This window comes from Herbaspirillum sp. RTI4 (assembly GCF_034313965.1).
In the GTDB taxonomy this organism is placed as follows: Bacteria; Pseudomonadota; Gammaproteobacteria; order Burkholderiales; family Burkholderiaceae_D; genus Herbaspirillum.
Genome location: NZ_JAVIWQ010000002.1, coordinates 3,827,211 through 3,848,012, shown reverse-complemented (window position 1 = coordinate 3,848,012; position 20,802 = coordinate 3,827,211). Strand labels below are relative to the sequence as shown.

The window sequence follows — 20,802 nt, the reverse complement described above, 5'->3', positions numbered from 1 at the left end:
ATCAATCGATACGATGGCGGCTCCTCTTGCCGCCGACCTTCCTGTAGAGATCGTGACGGAAATACTGCCGTTTACTTCCTCCACTCCTTTCACTATGGGAATCGAGCTGGAACTGCAATTGGTCAACCGGCGCAATTACAATTTGGCCAGCGATGCGGTGGATCTGCTGACCTGGATAGAGCCGCGCGCCCTGCAAAGCCAGATCAAGCTGGAAATGACGCAAGGAATGATAGAACTCAATTCGGGGATTCATACCCGGGCGGACCAGCTGATCGAGGAATTGAAAGACCTGCGCTCGGCACTGGTCAACGGCGCCCGCTATCTGAATATTGACGTCTCCGGCGGTGGGGCGCATCCGTTCCAGCACTGGAACGAGCAACGCATTACTCCCAGCGAGCGCTTCCATTATCTGCATGAAAAATACGGCTATCTGGCCAAGACTTTTACGGTGTTCGGCCAGCATATTCACATCGGCGTGGCCAATGGTGATGATGCGCTGTACCTGACGCATGCCTTTTCACGCTTCATTCCGCATTTCATCGCGTTATCCGCGGCATCGCCGTTTTATCAGGGGGCCGATACCCAGTTTGAATCTTCCCGCAGTAATGTGGTGCGGGCTTTTCCCTTGTCCGGGACGGCTCCGGTACATACCCGCTGGTGCGATTTTGAGCACTACTATGCGGAGTTGTTGCAAATGGGCATCATCGTCAGCATGAAGGATTTTTACTGGGATATCCGCCCCAAGCCGGAATACGGCACGGTTGAAATCCGTGTCTGCGATACGCCACTGACGATAGAGCATGCCGCGCATCTGGGTGGCTATGCGCAGCTGCTGGCGCGCTGGTTGCTCACGGAGCGGCCGTTTGAGATTACCGACGATTTTTACCTGCTCTATCAGTACAACCGTTTTGAAGCCAGCCGCTTCGGCTTGAAAGGCATGCTGGCGCTGCACGGGAAGACCGCCGCGGAATCGCGAAAATTGCCGATTTTTGAGCATCTGTTGCAGCATGTGCAGATATTGGAAGCGTACGTGGAGAACGATTCAGAGCAGCAAACACTGAATCGCTTGCGGCGGATGGCGCTGGAAAACCTGAGTGATGCGGCATGGTTGCGTCACACCTTCTCACATCGCCGTTCGCTCAACGAAATGATGCGGCTTTCTTCCGAGTTGTGGATGGGCGGAAAGCCGCCGGCTTATTTCCAGTAAGCGTAGTTTTGTAGCGCGATTCTGGCGGTCATGCATTTTTTGCTTGCTCTGCGGCGTGGCGCAACGCAGTATTCGCCCCCTAAGTAGTATGCATTCCGTTTTTCCTTCCCTTTCCGATAGACTGTTGGCGGGTTCCGCTTAGTAGCGGTTCTATCATCAAGTAGTTAATAAACAGGTTCTTATTCATGACTCAACAGTTTGATGTCGCCGTCATTGGCGCGGGTGCCGCCGGCATGATGTGTGCTGCTGTCGCAGGGCAGCGCGGCAAGCGCGTAGTGCTGATCGACCACGCGTCCAAGTTGGGCGAAAAAATCCGCATTTCCGGCGGTGGGCGCTGCAATTTCACCAATCTTGGCGCTGCGCCTCAGCATTTTCTGTCGAGCAATCCGCACTTTTGCAAAAGTGCTTTGTCGCGTTATACGCCACAAGATTTCCTGACCTTGCTGAAACGGCATCGGATCGGATATCACGAAAAACATAAGGGTCAGTTGTTTTGCGACAACAGTGCCGAAGACATCATCACCATGCTGCGCGCCGAGTGCGATCTGGGCGGGGTGAGCTGGCGCATGCCTTGTCGCGTGGATGGACTGACCCAGCAGGATGGGCTATTTCACATTGCGACCGATGCGGGCGTTATCAGCGCCGGCAGCGTCGTGATGGCGACGGGCGGTTTATCGATACCGAAGATCGGCGCGACTGACCTGTCGTACCGGATTGCGCGCCAGTTTGATCTGAAGGTCGTGGAAACCCGTCCCGGGCTGGTGCCGCTGACTTTTGATGCGGCTGGCTGGCAGCCTTTTGCCGATCTGGCCGGCATCGCTTTACCGGTGGAAGTCGAGGCGGGAGAGAAAAAAGCGCGCGGCTTTTTTGCCGAGGATTTGCTATTTACGCATCGCGGCATATCCGGCCCGGGGATACTGCAAATTTCCAGTTACTGGACGCCCGGTTCTGCGCTGACTCTGAATCTCTTGCCGGGGATCGATATCGCCGGGCTGTTGATAGAAGGCAAAAACAGCAATAAGAAACAGCTTGGCAATACCTTGTCGCAATGGTTGCCGGGGCGGCTGGCTGACGGCTGGTTGACGGCCAATGGTTTTGCCGCCGACGCCCGTATCGCCGATTTGCCAGACAAGCAATTGCAGCGCCTCGGTGATACGCTGAACCGTTGGAGCGTCAAACCCAGCGGGTCGGAAGGTTACCGCAAGGCAGAGGTTACGCTGGGCGGGGTCGATACCCGCGAGTTGTCGCAGCAGACCATGATGGCGACCAAAGTGCCGGGATTGCATTTCATCGGTGAGGCGGTCGATGTTACGGGCTGGCTGGGCGGCTACAATTTCCAGTGGGCCTGGGCGTCAGGAATGGCGGCGGGTCTGGCGCTATAAGCGGCTGTCAGCTTTGTGGCAAATCGGGTTGATTTGTCACAAAGTGACAGTTATCTTCCCTTGCCTCGATAAGTTTGTTATACTCGCGCTCTTCCCAATTTTTAACCTTCGGTTTGAATTACATGACCACTATTCGCCTTAAAGAAAACGAGCCGTTCGAAGTTGCGATGCGTCGCTTCAAGCGCACCATTGAAAAAACCGGACTGCTGACCGAGCTGCGTGCACGGGAGTTTTACGAAAAGCCGACAGCGGAACGTAAGCGCAAACTTGCCGCCGCAGTCAAGCGTCATTACAAGCGTATCCGCAGCCAGCAACTGCCTAAAAAGCTGTTCTAAGAATTCTTTCGCCGCATCGCTTCGGTGATGTGACGAAATATAAACCCGCTCCGGTGTTGTTCCGCAGCGGGTTTTCCTGTTTAAAAATTTGATTGGATTGTCGTCCGGGCCCTGTTTGCGCGTTGCTTTTTTCAGTCGATAAGCGGACTCAGGCAAAAAACAGGCCGAAGCCGATTGCAATCCCGATCACCGGTGTCAACCAGTCGCATCAAGGAGAATCTAATGAGTCTGAAACAGCAAATCACCGACGACATGAAAACCGCCATGCGAGCCAAGGATGCGCCGCGACTGGGTGCCATCCGTTTGATTACTGCCGCCATCAAGCAAAAAGAAGTGGATGAGCGCATCGAGCTGGATGACGCCCAGGTGCAAGCCATCATCGACAAGATGATCAAGCAGCGCAAAGACTCGATCAGCCAGTTTGAAGCCGGCGGTCGTCAAGATCTGGCGGATATCGAAAAGGCCGAGCTGGAAATTCTGGGTGGCTATATGCCCGAAGGCCTGTCGGATGAGGAAATTCAAGCCGAAGTCAGCGCTGCTGTGGCCGCCGTTGGTGCCAAGGGCCCGCAGGACATGGGCAAAGTCATGGGTGTGCTCAAGCCGAAGCTGGCGGGTCGCGCTGACATGACGGCAGTGTCGGCGCTGGTGAAGGCTGCGCTGGCGTGATGCCTCTGAACGGTGCCAAGAACGGCGCCTGCCGCCCCGTCGCCTCCCGGTGATCCCACAATCCTTCATTCAGGATTTGTTGAATCGCGTCGATATCGTCGACGTGGTGGGTCGGTATGTGCCGCTCAAAAAGGGCGGTGCCAATTTGATGGGGCTGTGTCCGTTCCACAACGAAAAATCACCTAGCTTCACCGTTAGTCCGACCAAACAGTTCTACCACTGCTTTGGTTGTGGCGCGCATGGCACCGCGATCAGCTTTCTGATTGATTACTCGGGGTTGGGCTTTATCGAAGCAGTCAAGGATCTGGCGCAGGGCGTAGGCATGACCCTGCCGGATGACGATGATCGTATGCTGCCCGCGCAAAGGGCGGAATACCAAGCGAAAAGTCTGGCGCTGACCGAGGCAATGACGCGTGCCAGCGATTTTTATCGGCAGCAGCTACGCACCGCGCAGCCTGCTATCGATTACCTGAAAGGGCGCGGTCTGACGGGCGAAGTGGCCTCCCGCTTCAGTCTGGGCTATGCCCCCGACGAGTGGGACGGTCTGCGCCAGGTGTTCAGCGATTACGAAGCCAGCGCGCTGGTCGAAGCCGGTCTGGTCATCGATAAAACCGATGACAACGGCGCGCACCGCAAGCGCTACGATCGTTTTCGCAATCGCATCATTTTTCCGATCCGCAATACCAAGGGTCAGGCCATCGGTTTCGGCGGTCGTGTCATGGATGGTGGTGAGCCGAAATACCTGAATTCGCCTGAAACGCCCCTGTTTCAAAAGGGGAATGAGCTGTACGGCCTGTTCGAAGCGCGGCAAGCAATACGCGAAGCGGGCTACGTGCTCGTGACCGAAGGCTATATGGATGTCGTGGCGCTGGCGCAGCTGGGCTTTCCGCAGGCAGTGGCTACCTTGGGTACGGCCTGCACGCCGACGCATGTGCAAAAATTGTTGCGTCAGACGGATAGGGTGATCTTCAGTTTTGACGGTGACAGCGCCGGCCGGCGCGCAGCGCGTCGTGCATTGGATGCTTGCCTGGTGCATGCCACCGATAACAAAACGATCCAGTTCTTGTTTTTGCCGGCCGAACACGATCCCGACAGTTATGTGCGGGAAATGGGCGCGGAGGTATTTGAAGCGCAGATTCGCAACGCGATGCCGTTTTCCCGGTTTTTGCTCAATGAAGTGACGGGTGATAACGATTTGCAAACGCCCGAAGGTCGCGCGCGCGTTCAGTTCGACGCCAAGCCTCTGTTGCAAGCGCTGCCGGTTTCGTCGCTGCGCTTGCAGATTGTGCGTAGTCTGGCGCAACTGACCCAATCGTCGCCGGAAGAAATCGAGAGTTTGTTTGGACTGGTGCAGCCAGTCTCGCGTGCCCGCAAGGCACCGCCGCGCGGAAAACGTGCCGCGCCCATGGGGCTGGAGCGACAAATGATTCGTTTGCTGGTTGCGCATCCCCTGCTGACGCTCGATGTCAGCGACGCTGCGCTCGCGATCATCGAACAGGTCGCCCCTGAGCATGCCGACTTGCTTACGCAGCTGGTCGGTATCGGCCGCAGCATGGGCGAGCAGGCCAATTTCGCCGCGCTGGTCGAGCATTTGCGCGAAGCGGGGCCGGATGTGGAGGCGCTGATTCTCGAGATCGCGGCCGAACCGGAGTCCGATCTGGAAGCGGCACGCCTGGAATTATTCGGGGCAATTCGTCAAACCAGCATGAAAATGCTGCGCGAAGAAGCCGAGCAGCTGGCTGCTGCCGGGCTGGGTAGCGAAGAGGCACGGCAGCGCTATCGCGAATTGACCCGGCAGCAGGAAGTTCTGCGGCGGCAAGCCGGCGTTGAACTTGGATGAGCCGGATGCGCGGCTCTTGATCCAGAGGGAAAAGGCCCTATATGTGTTATTATTGAGGGCTGCCATTCTCAAGTGTAACAATTGTCGGGTAAAACGTCAGGCAAAACCAACAGGCGCATAAATGCAGCATTCTGAAGCCGGGACAAGCTAAGTTAAGCTAAACGGCGGTTAAACGCTATTAAGCGGCAGTTAACCAGCAGGAACAATCGGCAGGAACGAAGCGACGATTGTCATGGTGCCGACGGTAATCGGCGTAAAGCGCAGAGGTGGCAGAAAGTAGTAGCAGGAACAACGGCGGCAAAGACCGGTAACAGAGGGCGGCAAGACTGCGCAATAACTTCCTCGACGGTCGTTTGGCGCCGTTTTTGCAACGACATCAATGTGAAACTTTGGCTTTAACCCCACGGCGGATGCAATGAAGAAACCAGCGGAAAAACTGACAATTCCTTCAAAAAAAGCAGAATCGACCACTATCGTGAAGGCTGGCTCCAAAGCCGCTCCGCGGAAAACGGCGGCGACCAAGGCGGGGCAAGCCACAGAAAAGACAGCGATCGTCAAAGCTGTCGTAGCGAAAGCAGTCAAACCGGAAGCGAAGTCCCGGCCGGCAACAGCGCCAACGGCAGCAAAAGCACCAGCTGCCGCAAAAAAAACAGGCGTCGAAACGGATCCAAAAACAGGACGTGCTGCAACTGCCAAGTCTCAGGCAGTGCAAACCGGACAGACCTCTTCTCGAGCCGCAAAGTCGGCTTCAGTGCAATCGAAAGCATACGTGACAACAAAGAAACCCGAATTGAAAAACGCCAAGACCGACCTCCCTGTCGAAGTAAAAAGTACCAGCGTGATGATCGCCCCTGGCGTGAGTCAGACTACCGATGCCGCCACGCTGGCTGCTATCGATACGTCTGGCTACATTTTGCCCTCGATCAAAGTGCCCGGTCGCCGCGGCCGCAAGCCCAAAGAATTCCAGCCTGAAAACGACGAAGTCGCCGCGCTTAATGCGGTCGAACGCGCAGAACTGAAGGCGTCCGACAAGGCCAAGGCCAAGGATCGCAAGGCCAAAGAAAAAGCACTGTTGAAAGATGCGTTTTCGTCCGACACCGAAGCGACCGAGGAAGAACTCGAACGCCGCCGGCAAAAACTGAAGACGCTGATCAAACTCGGTAAAGAGCGTGGTTTTCTGACCTATTCGGAAATCAACGATCACTTGCCTGAAAATATCGTCGACCCGGAAGCCATCGAAGGCATCATCGGCACGTTCAACGACATGGGCATTACCGTGTACGAGCACGCACCGGACGCAGAAACATTACTGCTGTCGGATAACGTCGCCAATGTCGCCAGCGATGACGAAGCCGAGGCAGCTGCCGAAGCGGCCTTGTCAACGGTTGACTCAGATTTCGGCCGCACGACCGACCCGGTGCGCATGTACATGCGTGAAATGGGTTCGGTAGAGCTGCTGACCCGCGAAGGCGAAATCGAAATCGCCAAGCGCATCGAAGACGGTCTCAAGGACATGATCCAGGCCATCTCCGCTTGCCCGACGACGATCGCAGAAATCATTGCCGCCGCCACGAAGATTAAGAACGACGAGATCAAGATTGACGAAATCGTCGATGGTCTGGTCGACATGACGGTCACTGACGTGCAGGTGGTTGCTGCCAGCTCGGCTGACGAAGAAGAAGACGAAGAAGAAGACGGCGAAGAAGAGGGAGAAGAAGAAACCGAAGGTGCTGCCGCTTCTGGCGCCGCAGGTTTCTCCGCCGAACAAATTGAACAACTCAAGCGCGATGCGCTGGCAAAATTCGCCATCATCTCGACGCAGTTCGACAATATGCGCAAGGCGTATGAAAAAGAGGGTTACAACTCCAAGCCCTACGTTAAAGCGCAGGAAATGATTTCGCATGAATTGCTGGGCATTCGCTTTACGGCCAAGGTCGTTGAGAAGCTGTGCGATACCTTGCGCGGCCAGGTTGACGAAGTGCGCCAGATCGAACGCCAGATTCTGGATGTCGCGGTCAACAAGTGCAACATGCCACGCGCGCATTTCATTAAAGTCTTCCCCGGTAACGAAACCAATCTCGACTGGATTGAAGGCGAAGTCAGCGGCAACCATAGCTACAGCGTCGTTCTGGGCCGCAATGTGCCGACCATCGTGCAATTGCAGCAAAAGCTGATCGACTTGCAGGCACGCGTGGTCTTGCCTCTGCCTGATTTGCGCGCCATCAACAGAAAAATGGGCGCCGGCGAAAAGAAGGCGCGCATGGCCAAGCGCGAAATGACCGAAGCCAATTTGCGACTGGTCATCTCGATTGCCAAGAAATACACCAACCGCGGTTTGCAATTCCTCGATTTGATCCAGGAAGGCAATATCGGTTTGATGAAGGCAGTGGACAAGTTTGAATACCGCCGCGGTTACAAGTTTTCGACCTATGCGACCTGGTGGATTCGTCAGGCCATCACGCGTTCGATTGCCGACCAGGCCCGCACCATCCGTATTCCGGTGCACATGATTGAAACCATCAACAAGATGAATCGCATCTCGCGGCAAATCTTGCAGGAAACTGGTGCAGAGCCAGATCCTGCAACCTTGGCGATCAAGATGGAAATGCCGGAAGAAAAGATTCGCAAGATCATGAAGATCGCGAAGGAACCGATCTCGATGGAAACGCCGATCGGTGACGACGACGATTCCCATCTTGGCGATTTCATCGAAGATAACAACACCCTTGCCCCTGCTGATGCGGCCTTGCATGCATCGATGCGCGGTGTGGTCAAAGACATCCTCGACTCTCTGACGCCACGTGAAGCGAAAGTTTTGCGTATGCGTTTTGGTATCGAAATGTCGACCGACCACACGCTGGAAGAAGTCGGTAAGCAGTTTGACGTCACGCGTGAGCGCATCCGTCAGATCGAAGCAAAAGCGCTGCGCAAGTTGCGCCACCCATCCCGTTCCGATAAGCTGAAAAGCTTCCTGGAAGGTAGTTAAGTGACGGGAGAGGAGTTTTCCTCTCCCGCTCTGGCCCCCTAGCTCATGCTTGGTTAGAGCAGCGGACTCATAATCCGTTGGTGCCGTGTTCGACTCACGGGGGGGCCACCAGTAAAATTAAAGAGGGGTTACGTGCAAACGTAACCCTTTTTTGTTCACCGAAAATCCCCATCAATTACCACGAAGAAATTCATCTGATCACTATCGGATTGAAGCAACTTTCTGCAAAATTAAATAAAAATATGATCAGTAAAAACGCCGATAATAAAAAATCTTCTGGCTTGAAATAACGGAGGCCACTTGGATCATTTCGAGCGGAACAACGTCATTCAATTAGGTGGAAAAGGGCCTGTCTTGCTGTACGGCCATGGCTTTGGATGCAGTCAGGCAATGTGGGATCGCATTACGCCCGCATTTGCCAAAACGCACAGGCAAATATTATTTGATTATGTCGGCAGCGGTAAATCCGACCTCGCCTCATTTGATGCCAGCCGCTATTCCAGCCTGCAAGGCTACGTTCAGGATTTGCTGGATGTGTGCGACGCACTGGAGTTGCGAAGCGGCGTGACATTCGTAGGGCATTCTGTCAGTTGCAGCATAGGCATGCTGGCATCCATTGTCAGGCCGCAATTATTCGAGCGCTTAATTTTAGTCGGGCCCACTCCCTGCTTTCTGAATCACCCGCCCGATTACCTCGGCGGATTCGAACAAGAAGACTTAGAAGATCTGTTGCTGCTCATGGAGCAAAATTATATTGGCTGGGCCAACTATCTGGCACCGGTAGTGGCTGGGCAAGACGCGAGCAGCATCGTCTCGCGTGAGCTAGCCGATAGCTTTTGTTCGACCGAACCCAAGGTAGCGCGCGCTTTTGCCAAGGCCACTTTTTTCTCTGACAACCGTGCAGATTTACCGAAAGTATCAAGGCCGTGTCTGATTCTCCAGCACCGCGCCGATACGCTAGTGCCGCTCGGGGTCGGGGAATATATGCGCGCCAATCTGAAAGGCAGCACCTTAGCAATCCTGGAAGCCAGCGGGCATTGTGCGCATATGAGCAATCCCGATTTGGTAATTGAAGCCATGCAGCACTATCTTGACCGGTCAATCTCCATTACCTCAACAGACTGATACTTATCCATGGACATCAATGAACTGCCTTGTGCAGTACTGGTTACGGATGAAACAGGACAGGTGCTCATGGCCAATCATGGGCTGCTGGCAATGGTCGGGTTGTCGGCAGAGCAAGTGTTGCAAGCGCCGATGGAAAGCCTGTTTCCTTTAGGGAGCAGGCTTTTTTTGCAAACGCACGTCTGGCCCATGCTGCTCAAAGACGGTTCTGTGCGTGAACTCCATCTAAAAATAAGCAACGCAGAACATACGCGCATCCCCGTCATGGTGAACTGCAACACGCGGGTGCTAGACGGAATAAGCAGTTATATCTGGGTGTTATTTGTAGCAGAGGAGCGCAGTAAATTTGAGGCCGCACTTCTGGTCGCGCTCAATCGGGCAGAGTCGATCTCGGCAGAGCTTGCCGAGAAGCAGCAGTTCGTCACGACCGTGACCGATAACATGCCTGGTTTGGTCGCTTATTGGGACAAGGACACGCACTGCCGGTTTGCAAACAAACCCTACCTGGAGTGGTTTGGCAAAAAATCGGATGAGATGGTCGGCATCTCCATGCTTGCCTTGCTTGGCGAACGCTTAATGGCTCTCAACCAACCCTATGTCAGTAGCGTACTGCGCGGTGAGAAGCAAATATTCGAGCGAACGCTGATCAAGCCGAATGGCGATATTTGTCATACCTTATGCAGTTATATTCCTGATTTTGACAGTCAACGACATGTAGTCGGCTTCTTTGTTCTGGTGACCGATGTCACGCCAATCAAGAATGCCGAACTCGAACTCAAGTTGGCCGCCAGCGTCTTTGAGAGTACCGTCGAAGGCATCATGGTGACCGATGGGAATGGAATTATTCTCTCCGTCAATCCGGCCTTTACCGCCATTACCGGCTATGCAGCGAGTGACGTCCTTGGACAAACTCCCGCAATGCTCAACTCCAATCGGCACGATGAGCAGTTTCACACAGCGATCTGGCGGGAGCTTATCGTCAGCGGACATTGGGAGGGCGAAATTTGGAACCGACGCAAAGACGGCACGATATTCTGGCAGCGGCAGTCCGTTACCCTTATCCGAGGCGCTACTGATGAACCCCTGCGCTACGTCACCATATTTAATGACATTACCGAGCTGTGGGAAAAAGATGAGCGCATGCGTCACCTGGCCTTTCATGATGCGCTGACCGGTTTGCCCAATCGCTTGCTGCTGATGGAACGCCTGAACCAATTACTGCAAAAAATTGAACGTGAGCCACGCAATGTAGCCGTGATGTTTCTCGACCTTGATGGTTTTAAACCCATCAATGATCAGTACGGCCATGAAGTCGGTGACAAATTGCTGATGGAGGTGGCGCGAAGGCTTCAGCTCGAGGTGCGTCAGACGGATACGGTAGCCCGGTTGGGCGGCGACGAATTCATTATTTTGCTCGACAACCCCGCCGATCAAAAAGAAGTCGCGGAGATCGTTAGTCGGATCATCCAGTCGATCAACGCACCATGGCAATGTGGCGAGGCCAGCATTACTGTCGGTATTTCAGTTGGCATTGCAATGTCAGTCAATTTTGGCGATACGTCCTCGCAATTAATGAAGCGTGCGGATGCGGCCATGTATGCAGCAAAAACCACGGGGAAAAATACCTGGCGGTTTAGTGCGGATGTGGAAGTGCCAAAATAAAAAATTCTTCCAGACCCTGCAATAAAGAGACCCGCTCACTGATAGAGAGACGGGCATCTTCCACAACAAACGTCAACACGTCCTGATCAAATAGAAAAATTCAAGGCCACCGAAATACGCGGCTGGGTTCCGTTGTACGGGCGCACCGAGTGCAGTAGCCATGAGGGGAAAACCACAATTCTCCCGGTCCGTGGCGAGGCTGTTTGGGTATAGCCGGCACTCAGACAACCTTCAATCCTAAATCGCAGGGAGGGCGCATAGGTGGCAGGAAGCAGGCCGCGAGGATCATAAAAATCCAGCTCTCCGCCCACCTCTGGAGACGCCTCATGCCCGCCGTCATCCACCCAATACACCGCAGACCAGAATGCCCCGGGATGGCCGTGTATTGCATTGGAACAGCCGGCATAGTTCACATTCGCCCAGCCTTCTACATGCCAGGGGCGAGTTGGCTCGACCAGTCCTGATGGCGAATTTTCAGCCGTCAATTGGGTCACGAACGCGGTCGCAAACTCCAGCAAGGCAGTGACCGGCGGCTCATCCCATGAACAGAAATCATCCCTTGACTGCCACCCGCCGACGTTGCTGTGTTGAGTGGAAACTTCTTTTTTTGAGCGGCGCAGGATGAGTTCGCTTAGGCCTGCATTGAGATTTCCTGCGTCAGGAAAGCCGGTGCTGGCAATCGGTGTGGCAAACAGACGATGTATCTCAATATCGGAAGGAGCAATGTCGGTAGTCATACTGTTGAGCGAATTGAATCGTGGAATTTGTGACTCTTCAATCATAGGTAATTAATCAAAAACTGGATATGGCCTCTCTTGCAAAGATGTGTAAAGCAGGACGGAAGCCTTACTGTCCCCCGAACTCACGGCGATACTGGCTGGGCGTCGTGTCCAGCGATTTGGCAAAGGCCAGTCTCAAGGACAGCGCCGTCCTGAAGCCAGTTGCCGAGGCGATGTGTTCGATAGAGGCATTACTCGTCTCCAGCAAACGCTGCGCGGCAAACAGCCGCTGCACAGTCAGCCACTGAACAATGCCCATACCCGTAGCCTGACGGAAGTGACGGGTGAATGTGCGTCGGCTCATGGCGGCATGGTTCGCCAGCATGGCCACATCCAGCGGCTCCCCCAGCATTCCCTGCGCCCATTCCAGGGTCCCGGCGAGCCGGTCAGCGCCGGTATTGGCGAGGGAGCTTGGTTCGACATACTGCGCCTGATTACCCTGCCGATGAGGCGGAATCACCAGCCGCCGGGCAATCCGGCTGGCCAGTTCGGCACCCAGCTCCTGTCGAAGCAGATGCAGGCAGCAGTCAAGTCCGGCAGCAGTACCTGCCGACGTCACTACATCGCCGTGGTCGATATACAGCACTTGCGGGTCAAGGATCACGGACGGAAACCGTTTAGCGAAAACAGGCGCCCACGCCCAATGCGTGGTGGCGCTACGTCCTGCCAGCAAGCCTGCCTCCGCCACCAGGAACGCCCCCAGACAGAGTCCGACGATGCGAGCGCCTCTCCGGTGCGCCTCCTTCAGTGCGGCGGTCAGATGCGGCGGTGGCAGGGAGTCAATGTCTTTCCACGAGGGGATGATGATAATGTCGGCCTCTGTCAGTGCGGCTAGTCCGTCAGGTATCTGTATTTCTAATCCCATGGAGGTGCGCAGGACCCCGGATTCCGCCGCGCACAGGGAGATGGTGTAAGCGGGTATGCCGATATCCTGCCGGTTTTCTCCGAAGACAGCATAGGGAATCGACAGATGGAAGGTGCTGATGCCATCAAAGGCCAGCAGGGCAATGCGTTTGGTCATGGGGTGAGTCTTTTGAGGAGGGGTGCAAAATCGGGGGACAAAATCAGGGGACAAGGCCAGGGGGCAAGGTCAGGTCGACGAATTGGCTCAATATTAACTAAAAATGTCGCATGGGCCAATGGCGGGAATGCCGCAGGTGTCGCACACTGAGCTGGTGAACATCTTATTTCTGGAGAAAAAATGAAAACCGCAACCCCGCATCAACCCAAACGCGCTTTGATCCTGATCGATATTCAAAATGAATACGTGACCGGGAATATGCGCATTGAATTTCCGCCTCTGGACGTTTCATTGCCGAATATTGCCAAGGCAATCGAAGCGGCAAAGGCTGCCGGCATTCCTCTGGTACTGGTGCAGCAGATGGCACCGGCGAGCTCCCCGATTTTTGCGGAAGGCAGCTTTGGCGGCGAATTGCACTCCGTAGTGAGCAAGGCCTCTGCCGACCTTCTGGTGCAGAAGACCTTGCCATCGGCGCTGGCAGATACCGAATTGGGCGAGTGGTTGACTGCGCGGCAGATTGATACCCTGGTCGTGGCCGGCTATATGTCCCAGAACTGTAACGAATCCACCATACGTCAGGCGGCCCACGAAGGATGGGACGTGGAGTATCTGCATGATGCTTCCGGTGCTGTTTCTTACCGCAATAGCATGGGCTTGCTGACGGCGGAAGCCATGCATCATGCGACCAATGTGGTCATGCAGTCGCGCTTTGCGGCGGTGATGGGGACCGATCAATGGATTGCGCTGATCCAGACGCAGCAGTCACCAGTCAGGGAAACCCTGTATCAATCCTATAAAGCCGCCCAGGCTTGATTTGGCCGGGGCTCAGGCTCGCCTCCGGGAGCTCAGCTCCTGGGGGCATTGCTTCGGCCATATTCAATTCCGCGCAATATTTTGCTGCGGTTTTGTTTACGCCATTGATGGGCTGGATTACGTATGTGTACGGATGGCACCATGTATTTACGGTGATGGGCGCTATCGGCATGGTCATGACCTTCGTCTGACTGAAAGTGATTCATAGCCCGAAAGACCCTCCGATGATCAGCCCGTCCGAACTCAAGCATATTGCAGAGGGCGGCGGACTGATTGACATGGATGACAAGGGTGACAAGGGTGAAAAGGGTGACGAGGGAGGCATAAGCAAGCCAGTGCCGGCAGTCGGCGGTCAGCGTAAATGGGACAACGTCAAAAAATTATTGAGCAACCGCATGCTGCTCGGTGTGTACATCGGCCAGTACGGCATCAACACCATCACCTATTTTTTCCTGATCTAGCCTAGTTCCCGGTGTACCTGGTGCAGGGGCGCGGCATGTCGATTCTGAAAGCCGGAATCGTTGCCTCGATTCCGGCCATTTGCGGATTTTCACTATTGGCCGCTGCCGCAGCGCCAATCGCGGGAAGCCGCGAAACAGCTGGATAAAATAATCCGTATGCGCATCCGCTTTGCCCGCATCATGGCGCCATATCAGCGCCATACCCTTGCTTCCCGTTTCCAGGTATCAGTTGTTAGGTATCAGGTGTCCGCATCAGTCTGATAGCGGGTGCCAGCATGCGCAAAATTCCTGATAAATCCCATAGAGAAAAAAAATATTTGCGCTCATTATTCTCGGCTGCCCATTGCGGCAGATCCGGTTTCTTTTACTCGCGGGTAACCGTGAAGTACTATACGAGCGAGGTAATGGCGAGCGGCAGGCAATTTCCCCCGGATCTTCTCGCCTTTTTTATATGGCTGCCATGACGAAGTTCTACACCAAGTTCTACATCAAACATCTGACTATTTTCGCAAGCCTGTATTTAGCTGCGCACGCTGCTCACGCAGTCCACCCTTTGGTGACCGACGATACCGGCACTCAAGATACCGGCAATCAGCAGATCGAACTCAATACCGACTGGATACAACGCCGGGCCACGCGCGGTGAAGTCGCCAATTTCACTTACTCCTACGGCGTATCCCAAAACCTTGACGCCATCATCAATGTGCCTCGTTCCAATTTTGCACCGGCTGGTTTGAGCGATGTCACGATAGGCGGGAAGTGGCGATTTTTTGAGCAGGACGACACCAGTTTCGCTCTCAAGAGCTTCTTGTCAATGCCTACCGGCGATCAGAACCAGGGACTGGGAAGCGGGCGCGTCAGTGCTTCAGCGGCGCTGATTTCTTCCCATGTTTCCGGTCCCTGGGCCTGGCACACCAATCTGGGCGTAGCCATGAATCGTTACCAGTTGCCATCCGACGATCAGGCCAACCGCCGCTGGCTGTGGCAGGCGTCGACTGCTTTGGTGCGTGAAATAAGCGAGCAGTGGAAAGTCGTGGGTGATATTGGCATTGCACGTAATCCGGACGTTTCCAGCCATACCAATCCTGCTTATGCACTGACAGGCCTGATTTATTCTCCGGCCAAAAATCTTGATTTCGATGTCGGATTCAAATATGGCTTGAATACGGCGGAAGTGCATCGCCAACTCGGCGTCGGTGTCACCTGGCGCTTTTAATCTCCCGTTGACACATTTTTCCGTGGCACAGTCTTTCCTTGTCCTCGCTCGAGGACGGGGCGGGGCGCATGGATGGCCAATCTCTCAAATCAATCGATAGTGAAAATATTCTGTGGCGATTCATCGTCACAGATGGTCTGCGGCGATGTGAATTCTTGACATGAGGGACTCGACTTATTAGTATGTATATACATCATTGTATGTACAGTCGATTGGATATCATGGAAAAAATTCTCGATGTTTGCGCTTGTTCCGGGTTACGGCGACTCAGCCGCCGTATCACGGCCATTTATGATCATCATCTGCTGGCGTACGCTTTGTCGATCACCCAGTACTCTTTGCTGGCGCGCATCGGCCGTATCGGCCCCATCGCCAATTTGCAGCTCGCTGCGGAAATGGGGATGGAGCGCAGCACCATGAGCCGCACGCTCAAGCCCCTGATTGCGGCGAAATGGATAGCGACGGTGGACATGCCTCTCGAATCCGGGACGGACAAACGATCGTTCGGGCTGATATTGACTGAACTTGGCCGACAAAAATATGCACAAGCCCAACCCGGCTGGAAACAGGCGCAGGAAGAAATCGTGCGCCTGCTGGGCGAATCCCAATACCGTGAATTGAACGGCATGGTGGACGCCAGTTATCAAAAGCTGGCAGAAGTGTAAGTAGCGGGCTATCTATCGAGCAGGGGCGATAGATTTCAATTAAAAAAACCAGGACTGACGAAAAAGACCGCTGGCGTTGTTGCATCAACTTGGCATGCTACTTGCAGCCTACGGCAATGCGGCTAGCCAGCGGCCTTTTGCGTCAGTACAAAAAAATCAGGGAATAATAAAAATGAAGCGACACCCATCGATCTGGAACCTCCAGCCATGAAGCCCTTGATCAGCGCCATCGCCGCACGCACTGGCCATCGTTTCCACTATGCGTGGATTGTGGTCGGCATTACTTTCCTGGTCTTGCTGGCCGCCGCTGGGATACGCGCCACGCCCTCGGTCATGATCGTGCCTCTGGAGCATGAGTTCGGCTGGAACCGTTCCACCATCTCCTTTGCCATCTCGGTCAATATTGCCTTGTACGGTCTGATCGGCCCGTTTTCCGCCGCCGCCATGCAGCGTTTCGGCGTGCGTCGCATCGTACTGGGCGCACTGGTCTTGCTGTCCTTGGGAACGGCACTCAGTTCCTGGATGACGATGCCGTGGCAGATGGTGCTGACCTGGGGCCTGATCGTCGGTGCCGGCAGCGGCGTAGCGGCCAATACGCTGGCGGCCACGATTGTCAGTCGCTGGTTTGAAACCCGGCGCGGATTGGCGATGGGCTTGCTGACCGCCAGCGCGGCGACCGGTCAGATGGTGTTTTTGCCCTTGATGGCGTGGATGGTGGAGCATTTCGGCTGGCGCTCGGTGACCTGGCTGGTGGCGGGTGTGGCGGCACTGGCGATTCCCCTGGTCGCCCTGTTTTTACCAGAGGGTCCGGAACAATTAAAACTCAAACTCTTGGGTCAGTACGCCGATGTCCCGGCGGCACCGGCAGCCAAACCGCGCAATCCGCTGGTGATTGCTTTTTCTGCGCTGGGCAGCGCCGTGAAATTACGCGATTTCTGGTTACTGTTTTTTAGTTTCTTCGTCTGTGGCATGAGTACCAACGGCTATATCGGCACTCAATTCATCGCCATGTGCGGCGACTACGGTATTTCAGCGGTGGGCGGTGCCAGTCTTCTGGCGACGATGGGTATCCTCGATCTGATCGGTACCACCCTGTCTGGCTGGCTGTCGGATCGCTACAATCCGCGCATCTTATTGTTTTGGTACTACGGATTGCGCGGGCTGGCGCTGCTATTTTTGCCGCACGCTTTCGGACTCGGTTATTACGGCTTGCCGATCTTCGCCTTGTTTTACGGTCTCGACTGGATCGCCACCGTACCGCCGACGGTGAAACTAGCCAACGATATTTTCGGGCGGATGGCAGCGCCGGTCGTGTTCGGCTGGATCGTCGCAGGGCATCAATTGGGCGCGGCGACCGCGACCATGGTGGCCGGTTCGATGCGCGCCAGCTTAGGCAATTACGACCTGTCTTCCATGATCATGGGCGCGGCGTGCCTCGTCGGTGCGGTGCTGGTGCTGCGTATCAAGGGCGAACGGCACGAACCGATTTTGCCACTGGCAGGGGCGCACTGAACGGTTGTGCCAATACCGGATAAAATGCGCATTTCCCCGCGTCACTATCCACGGAGTTCAACTATGTCTTACGCGATACCAGCCCCAGCCGTTCCTACCGTCGCCGTTGTCGGCGGCGACCCGTTTCCGGTGCGTCGGATCTACTGCGTTGGTCGTAACTATGCTGCCCATGCGCGGGAAATGGGACACGATCCTAGCCGGGAAGCCCCCTTCTTTTTCATGAAGCCCGCCGATGCCGTGGTTGCCAGCGGCAGCACGATTCCCTATCCCAGCCAGACCAGCGATTATCAGCATGAGATTGAACTGGTGGTTGCGCTCGACAAGGGCGGCAAAAATGTGAGCGTAGAGCAGGCGCTGGAATTGGTGTTTGGCTACGCCGTCGGGCTGGATATGACGCGCCGCGATTTGCAGGCCGTCGCCAAAAAAATGGGCCGTCCCTGGGATTTGAGCAAAGGCTTCGATCAGTCCGCGCCTTGCGGCCCGCTGCTGCCTGCGGCCGATGCCGGTGACCTCTCCAAGGGCGCGATATGGGTCAAAGTCAACGGCGAATTCCGCCAGCAGGGTGATCTGAGCGATCTGATCTGGAGCGTTGCAGAAACCATTTCCTATCTGTCCGGCATGGTGGAACTCTTCCCCGGCGATTTGATTTATACCGGCACGCCCGACGGCGTCGGTCCGGTAGTCAAGGGCGACCACTTGCAAGGCCATGTGGACGGCCTGCCAGGGCTAGACATCACCATTTCCTAAGCTGCCGCACCGCCGCCGGACGCCACTTCGGCGGCAAACGCATGGCCCTCTGGCGAGCGGGGTATAATACCAACTCGCAAGGTGCTGACCTTGCAAACCATGCGACGCAGTGACCAGCCAATTTTCTACTTGAGGCCGGTCTTGAATCCTCCGCGTTCACCATTCACTGAAAATAACAGAGCCTCTAAGCGAATGCGCCCTGTACATCAGGTGCCTGTCTCCGCAAGGTTCGTCTAGAACATGTCCGACACCTCGTCCCTATCCGAATTGCCTGTAGCTGAAACTCCCGCCGCCATCCGTTTCGAGGACTTCGGGCTCTCTCCCGACATTCTGCGTGCATTGAGCGAGCAGGGCTATGTCCATCCGACGCCGATTCAGGTGCAGGCCATCCCCATCGTGCTGCAAGGCCGCGACGTCATGGGCGCAGCGCAAACCGGAACAGGTAAAACCGCCGGCTTCGCTTTGCCTATCATTCAATTGCTACTGGCGCACGCCAGCAGCAGCGCTTCGCCGGCGCGTCACCCGGTGCGCGCCCTGATCCTCACTCCGACCCGTGAACTGGCCGATCAGGTCGCTGATAACGTCAAAATGTACGCGCGCTTCACCCCGCTTCGTTCGACCGTGGTGTTTGGCGGCGTCGACATGAATGCCCAGACCGCGATTTTGCGCGGTGGCGTGGAAATCGTGATCGCCACACCGGGACGTCTGCTGGATCATGTGCAGCAAAAGACGGTGAACCTGTCGCAGACCCAGATCCTGGTCATGGACGAAGCCGATCGCATGCTCGACATGGGCTTTTTGCCGGATTTGCAGCGCATCATCAATCTGCTGCCAAAGAAGCGCCAGAACTTGCTGTTTTCCGCGACCTTCTCGGCGGAAATCAAGAAACTGGCCGCCAGCTTCCAGAACAACCCGCTGATCATTGAAGTTGCGCGCAGCAATGCCGCCGCCGAAAACGTTACGCAAACCATTTATAAAATTGCCGAAGACACCAAGAGCGAGGCGATCAGTTTCCTGATTCGTCAGCGCAATCTGAAGCAAGTGATTGTCTTTTCCAATACCAAAATCGGCGCATCCAAACTGGCGCGCCATCTGGAAAACGAAGGCATGAAAGCCTCCGCGATTCACGGTGATAAAACGCAGGGCGAACGGATGGCAGCGCTGGAAGCCTTCAAGCAAGGCCAGATCGAAGTGCTGGTCGCGACCGATGTGGCCGCGCGCGGACTCGATATTGCCGAACTGCCTTGCGTGATCAACATGGACTTGCCTTACAACGCCGAAGACTACGTGCATCGTATCGGCCGCACCGGACGCGCAGGCGCGTCGGGCGATGCGATTTCTTTGTATTCCGACAAAGATGAGCGACTGCTGGTCGATATCGAAAAACTGATCAAGCATCAGTTCGTGCGCGCCGAACTGACCGGCTTCGTGGCCAAGCCCTCGCGTAGTTCCGGTAACTCCGGTAGCTCCAGTTCGCATGCCTCGACCGGATCAGCGTCTGCAGCACGACCATCCAGCGAGCGCCCGCCTCGTGTTGAAACCGCGCCCAGCACCCAGATCGGCGAACGCAGCAGCTACGGCAAAGCGCCGTCATCTGCCGCCGGTCGGCGCGACAAAGTAGACCCCTGGTTCTCGCAGCCTTACGAACCAAGTACCCCCGCTCCCGAAAAAAGCACTCTGGTGCCGGCGGCCGGTACAAGCGCAGCAGCGAAAGCGCCGAAGCGCAAAATGGCAGCTCTCCTAGGCGGCCAGCCCAAGAACCTCTGAGAACCTCTGATTAAGCTACTGCGCGGCGCAATCTCAGGGCTGCGATGCTCGCCGTACTCAAGTACGGCTGCGCTTCTTACCCTGACCTTGCGCCGCTCGCTACGCTTACTCAGAGGTTCTGACGCTGAAGTGGGGAAGTTGGTGTGCGACGTGGATTAGTGCTGCGATGCTCGTCGTGCCAAAGTACGGCTGCGCGTCTTACCCTGACCTTGCGTCGCTCGCTACGCTTACTCAGAGGTTCTGACGCTGAAGTGGGGAAGTTGGTGTGCGACGTGGATTAGTGCTGCGATGCTCGTCGTGCCAAAGTACGACTGCGCGTCTTACCCTGAGCTTGCGTCGCTCGCTACGCTTACTCAGAGGTTCTGACGCTGAAGTGGGGAAGTTGGTGTGCGACGTGGATTAGTGCTGCGATGCTCGTCGTGCCAAAGTACGACTGCGCGTCTTACCCTGAGCTTGCGTCGCTCGCTACGCTTACTCAGAGGTTCTGACGCTGAAGTGGGGAAGTTGGTGTGCGACGTGGATTAGTGCTGCGATGCTCGTCGTGCCAAAGTACGGCTGCATTTCTTACCCTGACCTTGCGCCGCTCGCTACGCTTACTCAGAGGTTCTGATGCGCAGG

General features: G+C 55.5%; 17 protein-coding genes, 1 tRNA gene and 1 pseudogene. 16 read left to right on the top strand and 3 right to left on the bottom strand.

Translation table 11 applies throughout. The features are described from left to right. Positions 1 to 13 precede the first annotated feature (13 nt). The 5 genes from RGU70_RS17165 to dnaG all read left to right on the top strand — a co-directional run bounded on the left by RGU70_RS17165 (position 14) and on the right by dnaG (position 5,430). Positions 14 to 1,207, top strand: coding sequence for a YbdK family carboxylate-amine ligase (locus RGU70_RS17165; RefSeq protein WP_322210845.1), 1,194 nt, complete (start codon positions 14 to 16; stop codon positions 1,205 to 1,207). A gap of 185 nt (positions 1,208 to 1,392) precedes the next feature. Beyond that, on the top strand, positions 1,393 to 2,589 hold the full coding sequence (locus RGU70_RS17160) for an NAD(P)/FAD-dependent oxidoreductase (RefSeq protein WP_322210583.1): 1,197 nt from the start codon (positions 1,393 to 1,395) through the stop codon (positions 2,587 to 2,589). A 122-nt stretch (positions 2,590 to 2,711) separates the two neighbouring features. Further along, a complete protein-coding gene (gene rpsU / locus RGU70_RS17155; RefSeq protein ID WP_008451879.1) occupies positions 2,712 to 2,924 on the top strand; it encodes a 30S ribosomal protein S21 in 213 nt (70 codons plus the stop codon). A gap of 222 nt (positions 2,925 to 3,146) precedes the next feature. Continuing rightward, on the top strand, positions 3,147 to 3,590 hold the full coding sequence (locus tag RGU70_RS17150) for a GatB/YqeY domain-containing protein (protein WP_322210582.1): 444 nt from the start codon (positions 3,147 to 3,149) through the stop codon (positions 3,588 to 3,590). A 49-nt stretch (positions 3,591 to 3,639) separates the two neighbouring features. Next, entirely contained in the window at positions 3,640 to 5,430 is a 1,791-nt protein-coding gene (dnaG, locus tag RGU70_RS17145; RefSeq protein ID WP_322210581.1) for a DNA primase, read from the top strand. A 189-nt stretch (positions 5,431 to 5,619) separates the two neighbouring features. Here dnaG and RGU70_RS17140 read toward each other — a convergent pair whose 3' ends face one another. Beyond that, a complete protein-coding gene (locus tag RGU70_RS17140; RefSeq protein WP_322210580.1) occupies positions 5,620 to 6,126 on the bottom strand; it encodes a hypothetical protein in 507 nt (168 codons plus the stop codon). Between the two features lie 73 nt (positions 6,127 to 6,199). On the opposite strand from RGU70_RS17140, the gene rpoD reads away from it, so the two are divergent. The 4 genes from rpoD (at position 6,200) to RGU70_RS17120 (ending at position 11,203) form a co-directional block, all read left to right on the top strand. Then, positions 6,200 to 8,416, top strand: a complete 2,217-nt coding sequence (gene rpoD, locus RGU70_RS17135) for an RNA polymerase sigma factor RpoD (RefSeq protein WP_322210579.1) — start codon at positions 6,200 to 6,202, stop codon at positions 8,414 to 8,416. 32 nt (positions 8,417 to 8,448) lie between these two features. Then, a tRNA-Ile gene (locus RGU70_RS17130) sits at positions 8,449 to 8,527 on the top strand. Between the two features lie 189 nt (positions 8,528 to 8,716). After that, a complete protein-coding gene (locus RGU70_RS17125) occupies positions 8,717 to 9,541 on the top strand; it encodes an alpha/beta hydrolase (RefSeq protein WP_322210578.1) in 825 nt (274 codons plus the stop codon). Positions 9,542 to 9,550: 9 nt separating this feature from the next. Continuing rightward, on the top strand, positions 9,551 to 11,203 hold the full coding sequence (locus RGU70_RS17120; RefSeq protein WP_322210577.1) for a bifunctional diguanylate cyclase/phosphodiesterase: 1,653 nt from the start codon (positions 9,551 to 9,553) through the stop codon (positions 11,201 to 11,203). An 86-nt stretch (positions 11,204 to 11,289) separates the two neighbouring features. Here RGU70_RS17120 and RGU70_RS17115 read toward each other — a convergent pair whose 3' ends face one another. Further along, complete coding sequence (locus RGU70_RS17115; RefSeq protein ID WP_322210576.1) at positions 11,290 to 11,940, bottom strand: TIGR02466 family protein; 651 nt, start codon at positions 11,938 to 11,940, stop codon at positions 11,290 to 11,292. A gap of 109 nt (positions 11,941 to 12,049) precedes the next feature. After that, positions 12,050 to 13,003 (bottom strand): GlxA family transcriptional regulator, encoded by a 954-nt coding sequence (locus RGU70_RS17110; RefSeq protein ID WP_322210575.1) that lies wholly within the window; start codon positions 13,001 to 13,003, stop codon positions 12,050 to 12,052. Positions 13,004 to 13,183: 180 nt separating this feature from the next. Here RGU70_RS17110 and RGU70_RS17105 point away from each other — a divergent pair, with 180 nt between their 5' ends. The 7 genes and pseudogenes from RGU70_RS17105 to RGU70_RS17075 all read left to right on the top strand — a co-directional run bounded on the left by RGU70_RS17105 (position 13,184) and on the right by RGU70_RS17075 (position 20,184). Further along, positions 13,184 to 13,816, top strand: coding sequence for an isochorismatase family protein (locus RGU70_RS17105; RefSeq protein WP_322210574.1), 633 nt, complete (start codon positions 13,184 to 13,186; stop codon positions 13,814 to 13,816). 44 nt (positions 13,817 to 13,860) lie between these two features. Continuing rightward, positions 13,861 to 14,366 (top strand): annotated as a pseudogene (locus RGU70_RS17100) (MFS transporter); the annotation flags it as partial. Positions 14,367 to 14,737: 371 nt separating this feature from the next. Beyond that, positions 14,738 to 15,493, top strand: coding sequence for a transporter (locus tag RGU70_RS17095; RefSeq protein WP_322210573.1), 756 nt, complete (start codon positions 14,738 to 14,740; stop codon positions 15,491 to 15,493). 221 nt (positions 15,494 to 15,714) lie between these two features. After that, positions 15,715 to 16,158: a MarR family winged helix-turn-helix transcriptional regulator gene (locus RGU70_RS17090; protein ID WP_322210572.1), complete on the top strand. Its 444-nt coding sequence runs from the start codon at positions 15,715 to 15,717 to the stop codon at positions 16,156 to 16,158. Positions 16,159 to 16,365: 207 nt separating this feature from the next. Then, positions 16,366 to 17,670, top strand: coding sequence for an MFS transporter (locus RGU70_RS17085; protein WP_322210571.1), 1,305 nt, complete (start codon positions 16,366 to 16,368; stop codon positions 17,668 to 17,670). A gap of 63 nt (positions 17,671 to 17,733) precedes the next feature. After that, entirely contained in the window at positions 17,734 to 18,417 is a 684-nt protein-coding gene (locus RGU70_RS17080) for a fumarylacetoacetate hydrolase family protein (RefSeq protein ID WP_322210570.1), read from the top strand. Between the two features lie 240 nt (positions 18,418 to 18,657). Next, positions 18,658 to 20,184 carry a DEAD/DEAH box helicase gene (locus RGU70_RS17075; RefSeq protein ID WP_322210569.1) on the top strand — a complete coding sequence of 509 codons (1,527 nt, stop codon included), beginning with the start codon at positions 18,658 to 18,660 and terminating at the stop codon, positions 20,182 to 20,184. Positions 20,185 to 20,802: the final 618 nt, after the last annotated feature.

Excerpts from the sequence above, each read along its gene's own strand:
- RGU70_RS17165 (WP_322210845.1), top strand. The coding sequence starts at position 14 with ATGGCGGCTCCTCTTGCCGCCGACCTTCCTGTAGAGATCGTGACGGAA.
- RGU70_RS17160 (WP_322210583.1), top strand. The coding sequence starts at position 1,393 with ATGACTCAACAGTTTGATGTCGCCGTCATTGGCGCGGGTGCCGCCGGC.
- rpsU (WP_008451879.1), top strand. The coding sequence starts at position 2,712 with ATGACCACTATTCGCCTTAAAGAAAACGAGCCGTTCGAAGTTGCGATG.
- RGU70_RS17150 (WP_322210582.1), top strand. The coding sequence starts at position 3,147 with ATGAGTCTGAAACAGCAAATCACCGACGACATGAAAACCGCCATGCGA.
- RGU70_RS17120 (WP_322210577.1), top strand. The coding sequence starts at position 9,551 with ATGGACATCAATGAACTGCCTTGTGCAGTACTGGTTACGGATGAAACA.
- RGU70_RS17115 (WP_322210576.1), bottom strand. The coding sequence starts at position 11,940 with ATGACTACCGACATTGCTCCTTCCGATATTGAGATACATCGTCTGTTT.
- RGU70_RS17110 (WP_322210575.1), bottom strand. The coding sequence starts at position 13,003 with ATGACCAAACGCATTGCCCTGCTGGCCTTTGATGGCATCAGCACCTTC.
- RGU70_RS17105 (WP_322210574.1), top strand. The coding sequence starts at position 13,184 with ATGAAAACCGCAACCCCGCATCAACCCAAACGCGCTTTGATCCTGATC.
- RGU70_RS17095 (WP_322210573.1), top strand. The coding sequence starts at position 14,738 with ATGACGAAGTTCTACACCAAGTTCTACATCAAACATCTGACTATTTTC.
- RGU70_RS17090 (WP_322210572.1), top strand. The coding sequence starts at position 15,715 with ATGGAAAAAATTCTCGATGTTTGCGCTTGTTCCGGGTTACGGCGACTC.
- RGU70_RS17085 (WP_322210571.1), top strand. The coding sequence starts at position 16,366 with ATGAAGCCCTTGATCAGCGCCATCGCCGCACGCACTGGCCATCGTTTC.
- RGU70_RS17080 (WP_322210570.1), top strand. The coding sequence starts at position 17,734 with ATGTCTTACGCGATACCAGCCCCAGCCGTTCCTACCGTCGCCGTTGTC.
- RGU70_RS17075 (WP_322210569.1), top strand. The coding sequence starts at position 18,658 with ATGTCCGACACCTCGTCCCTATCCGAATTGCCTGTAGCTGAAACTCCC.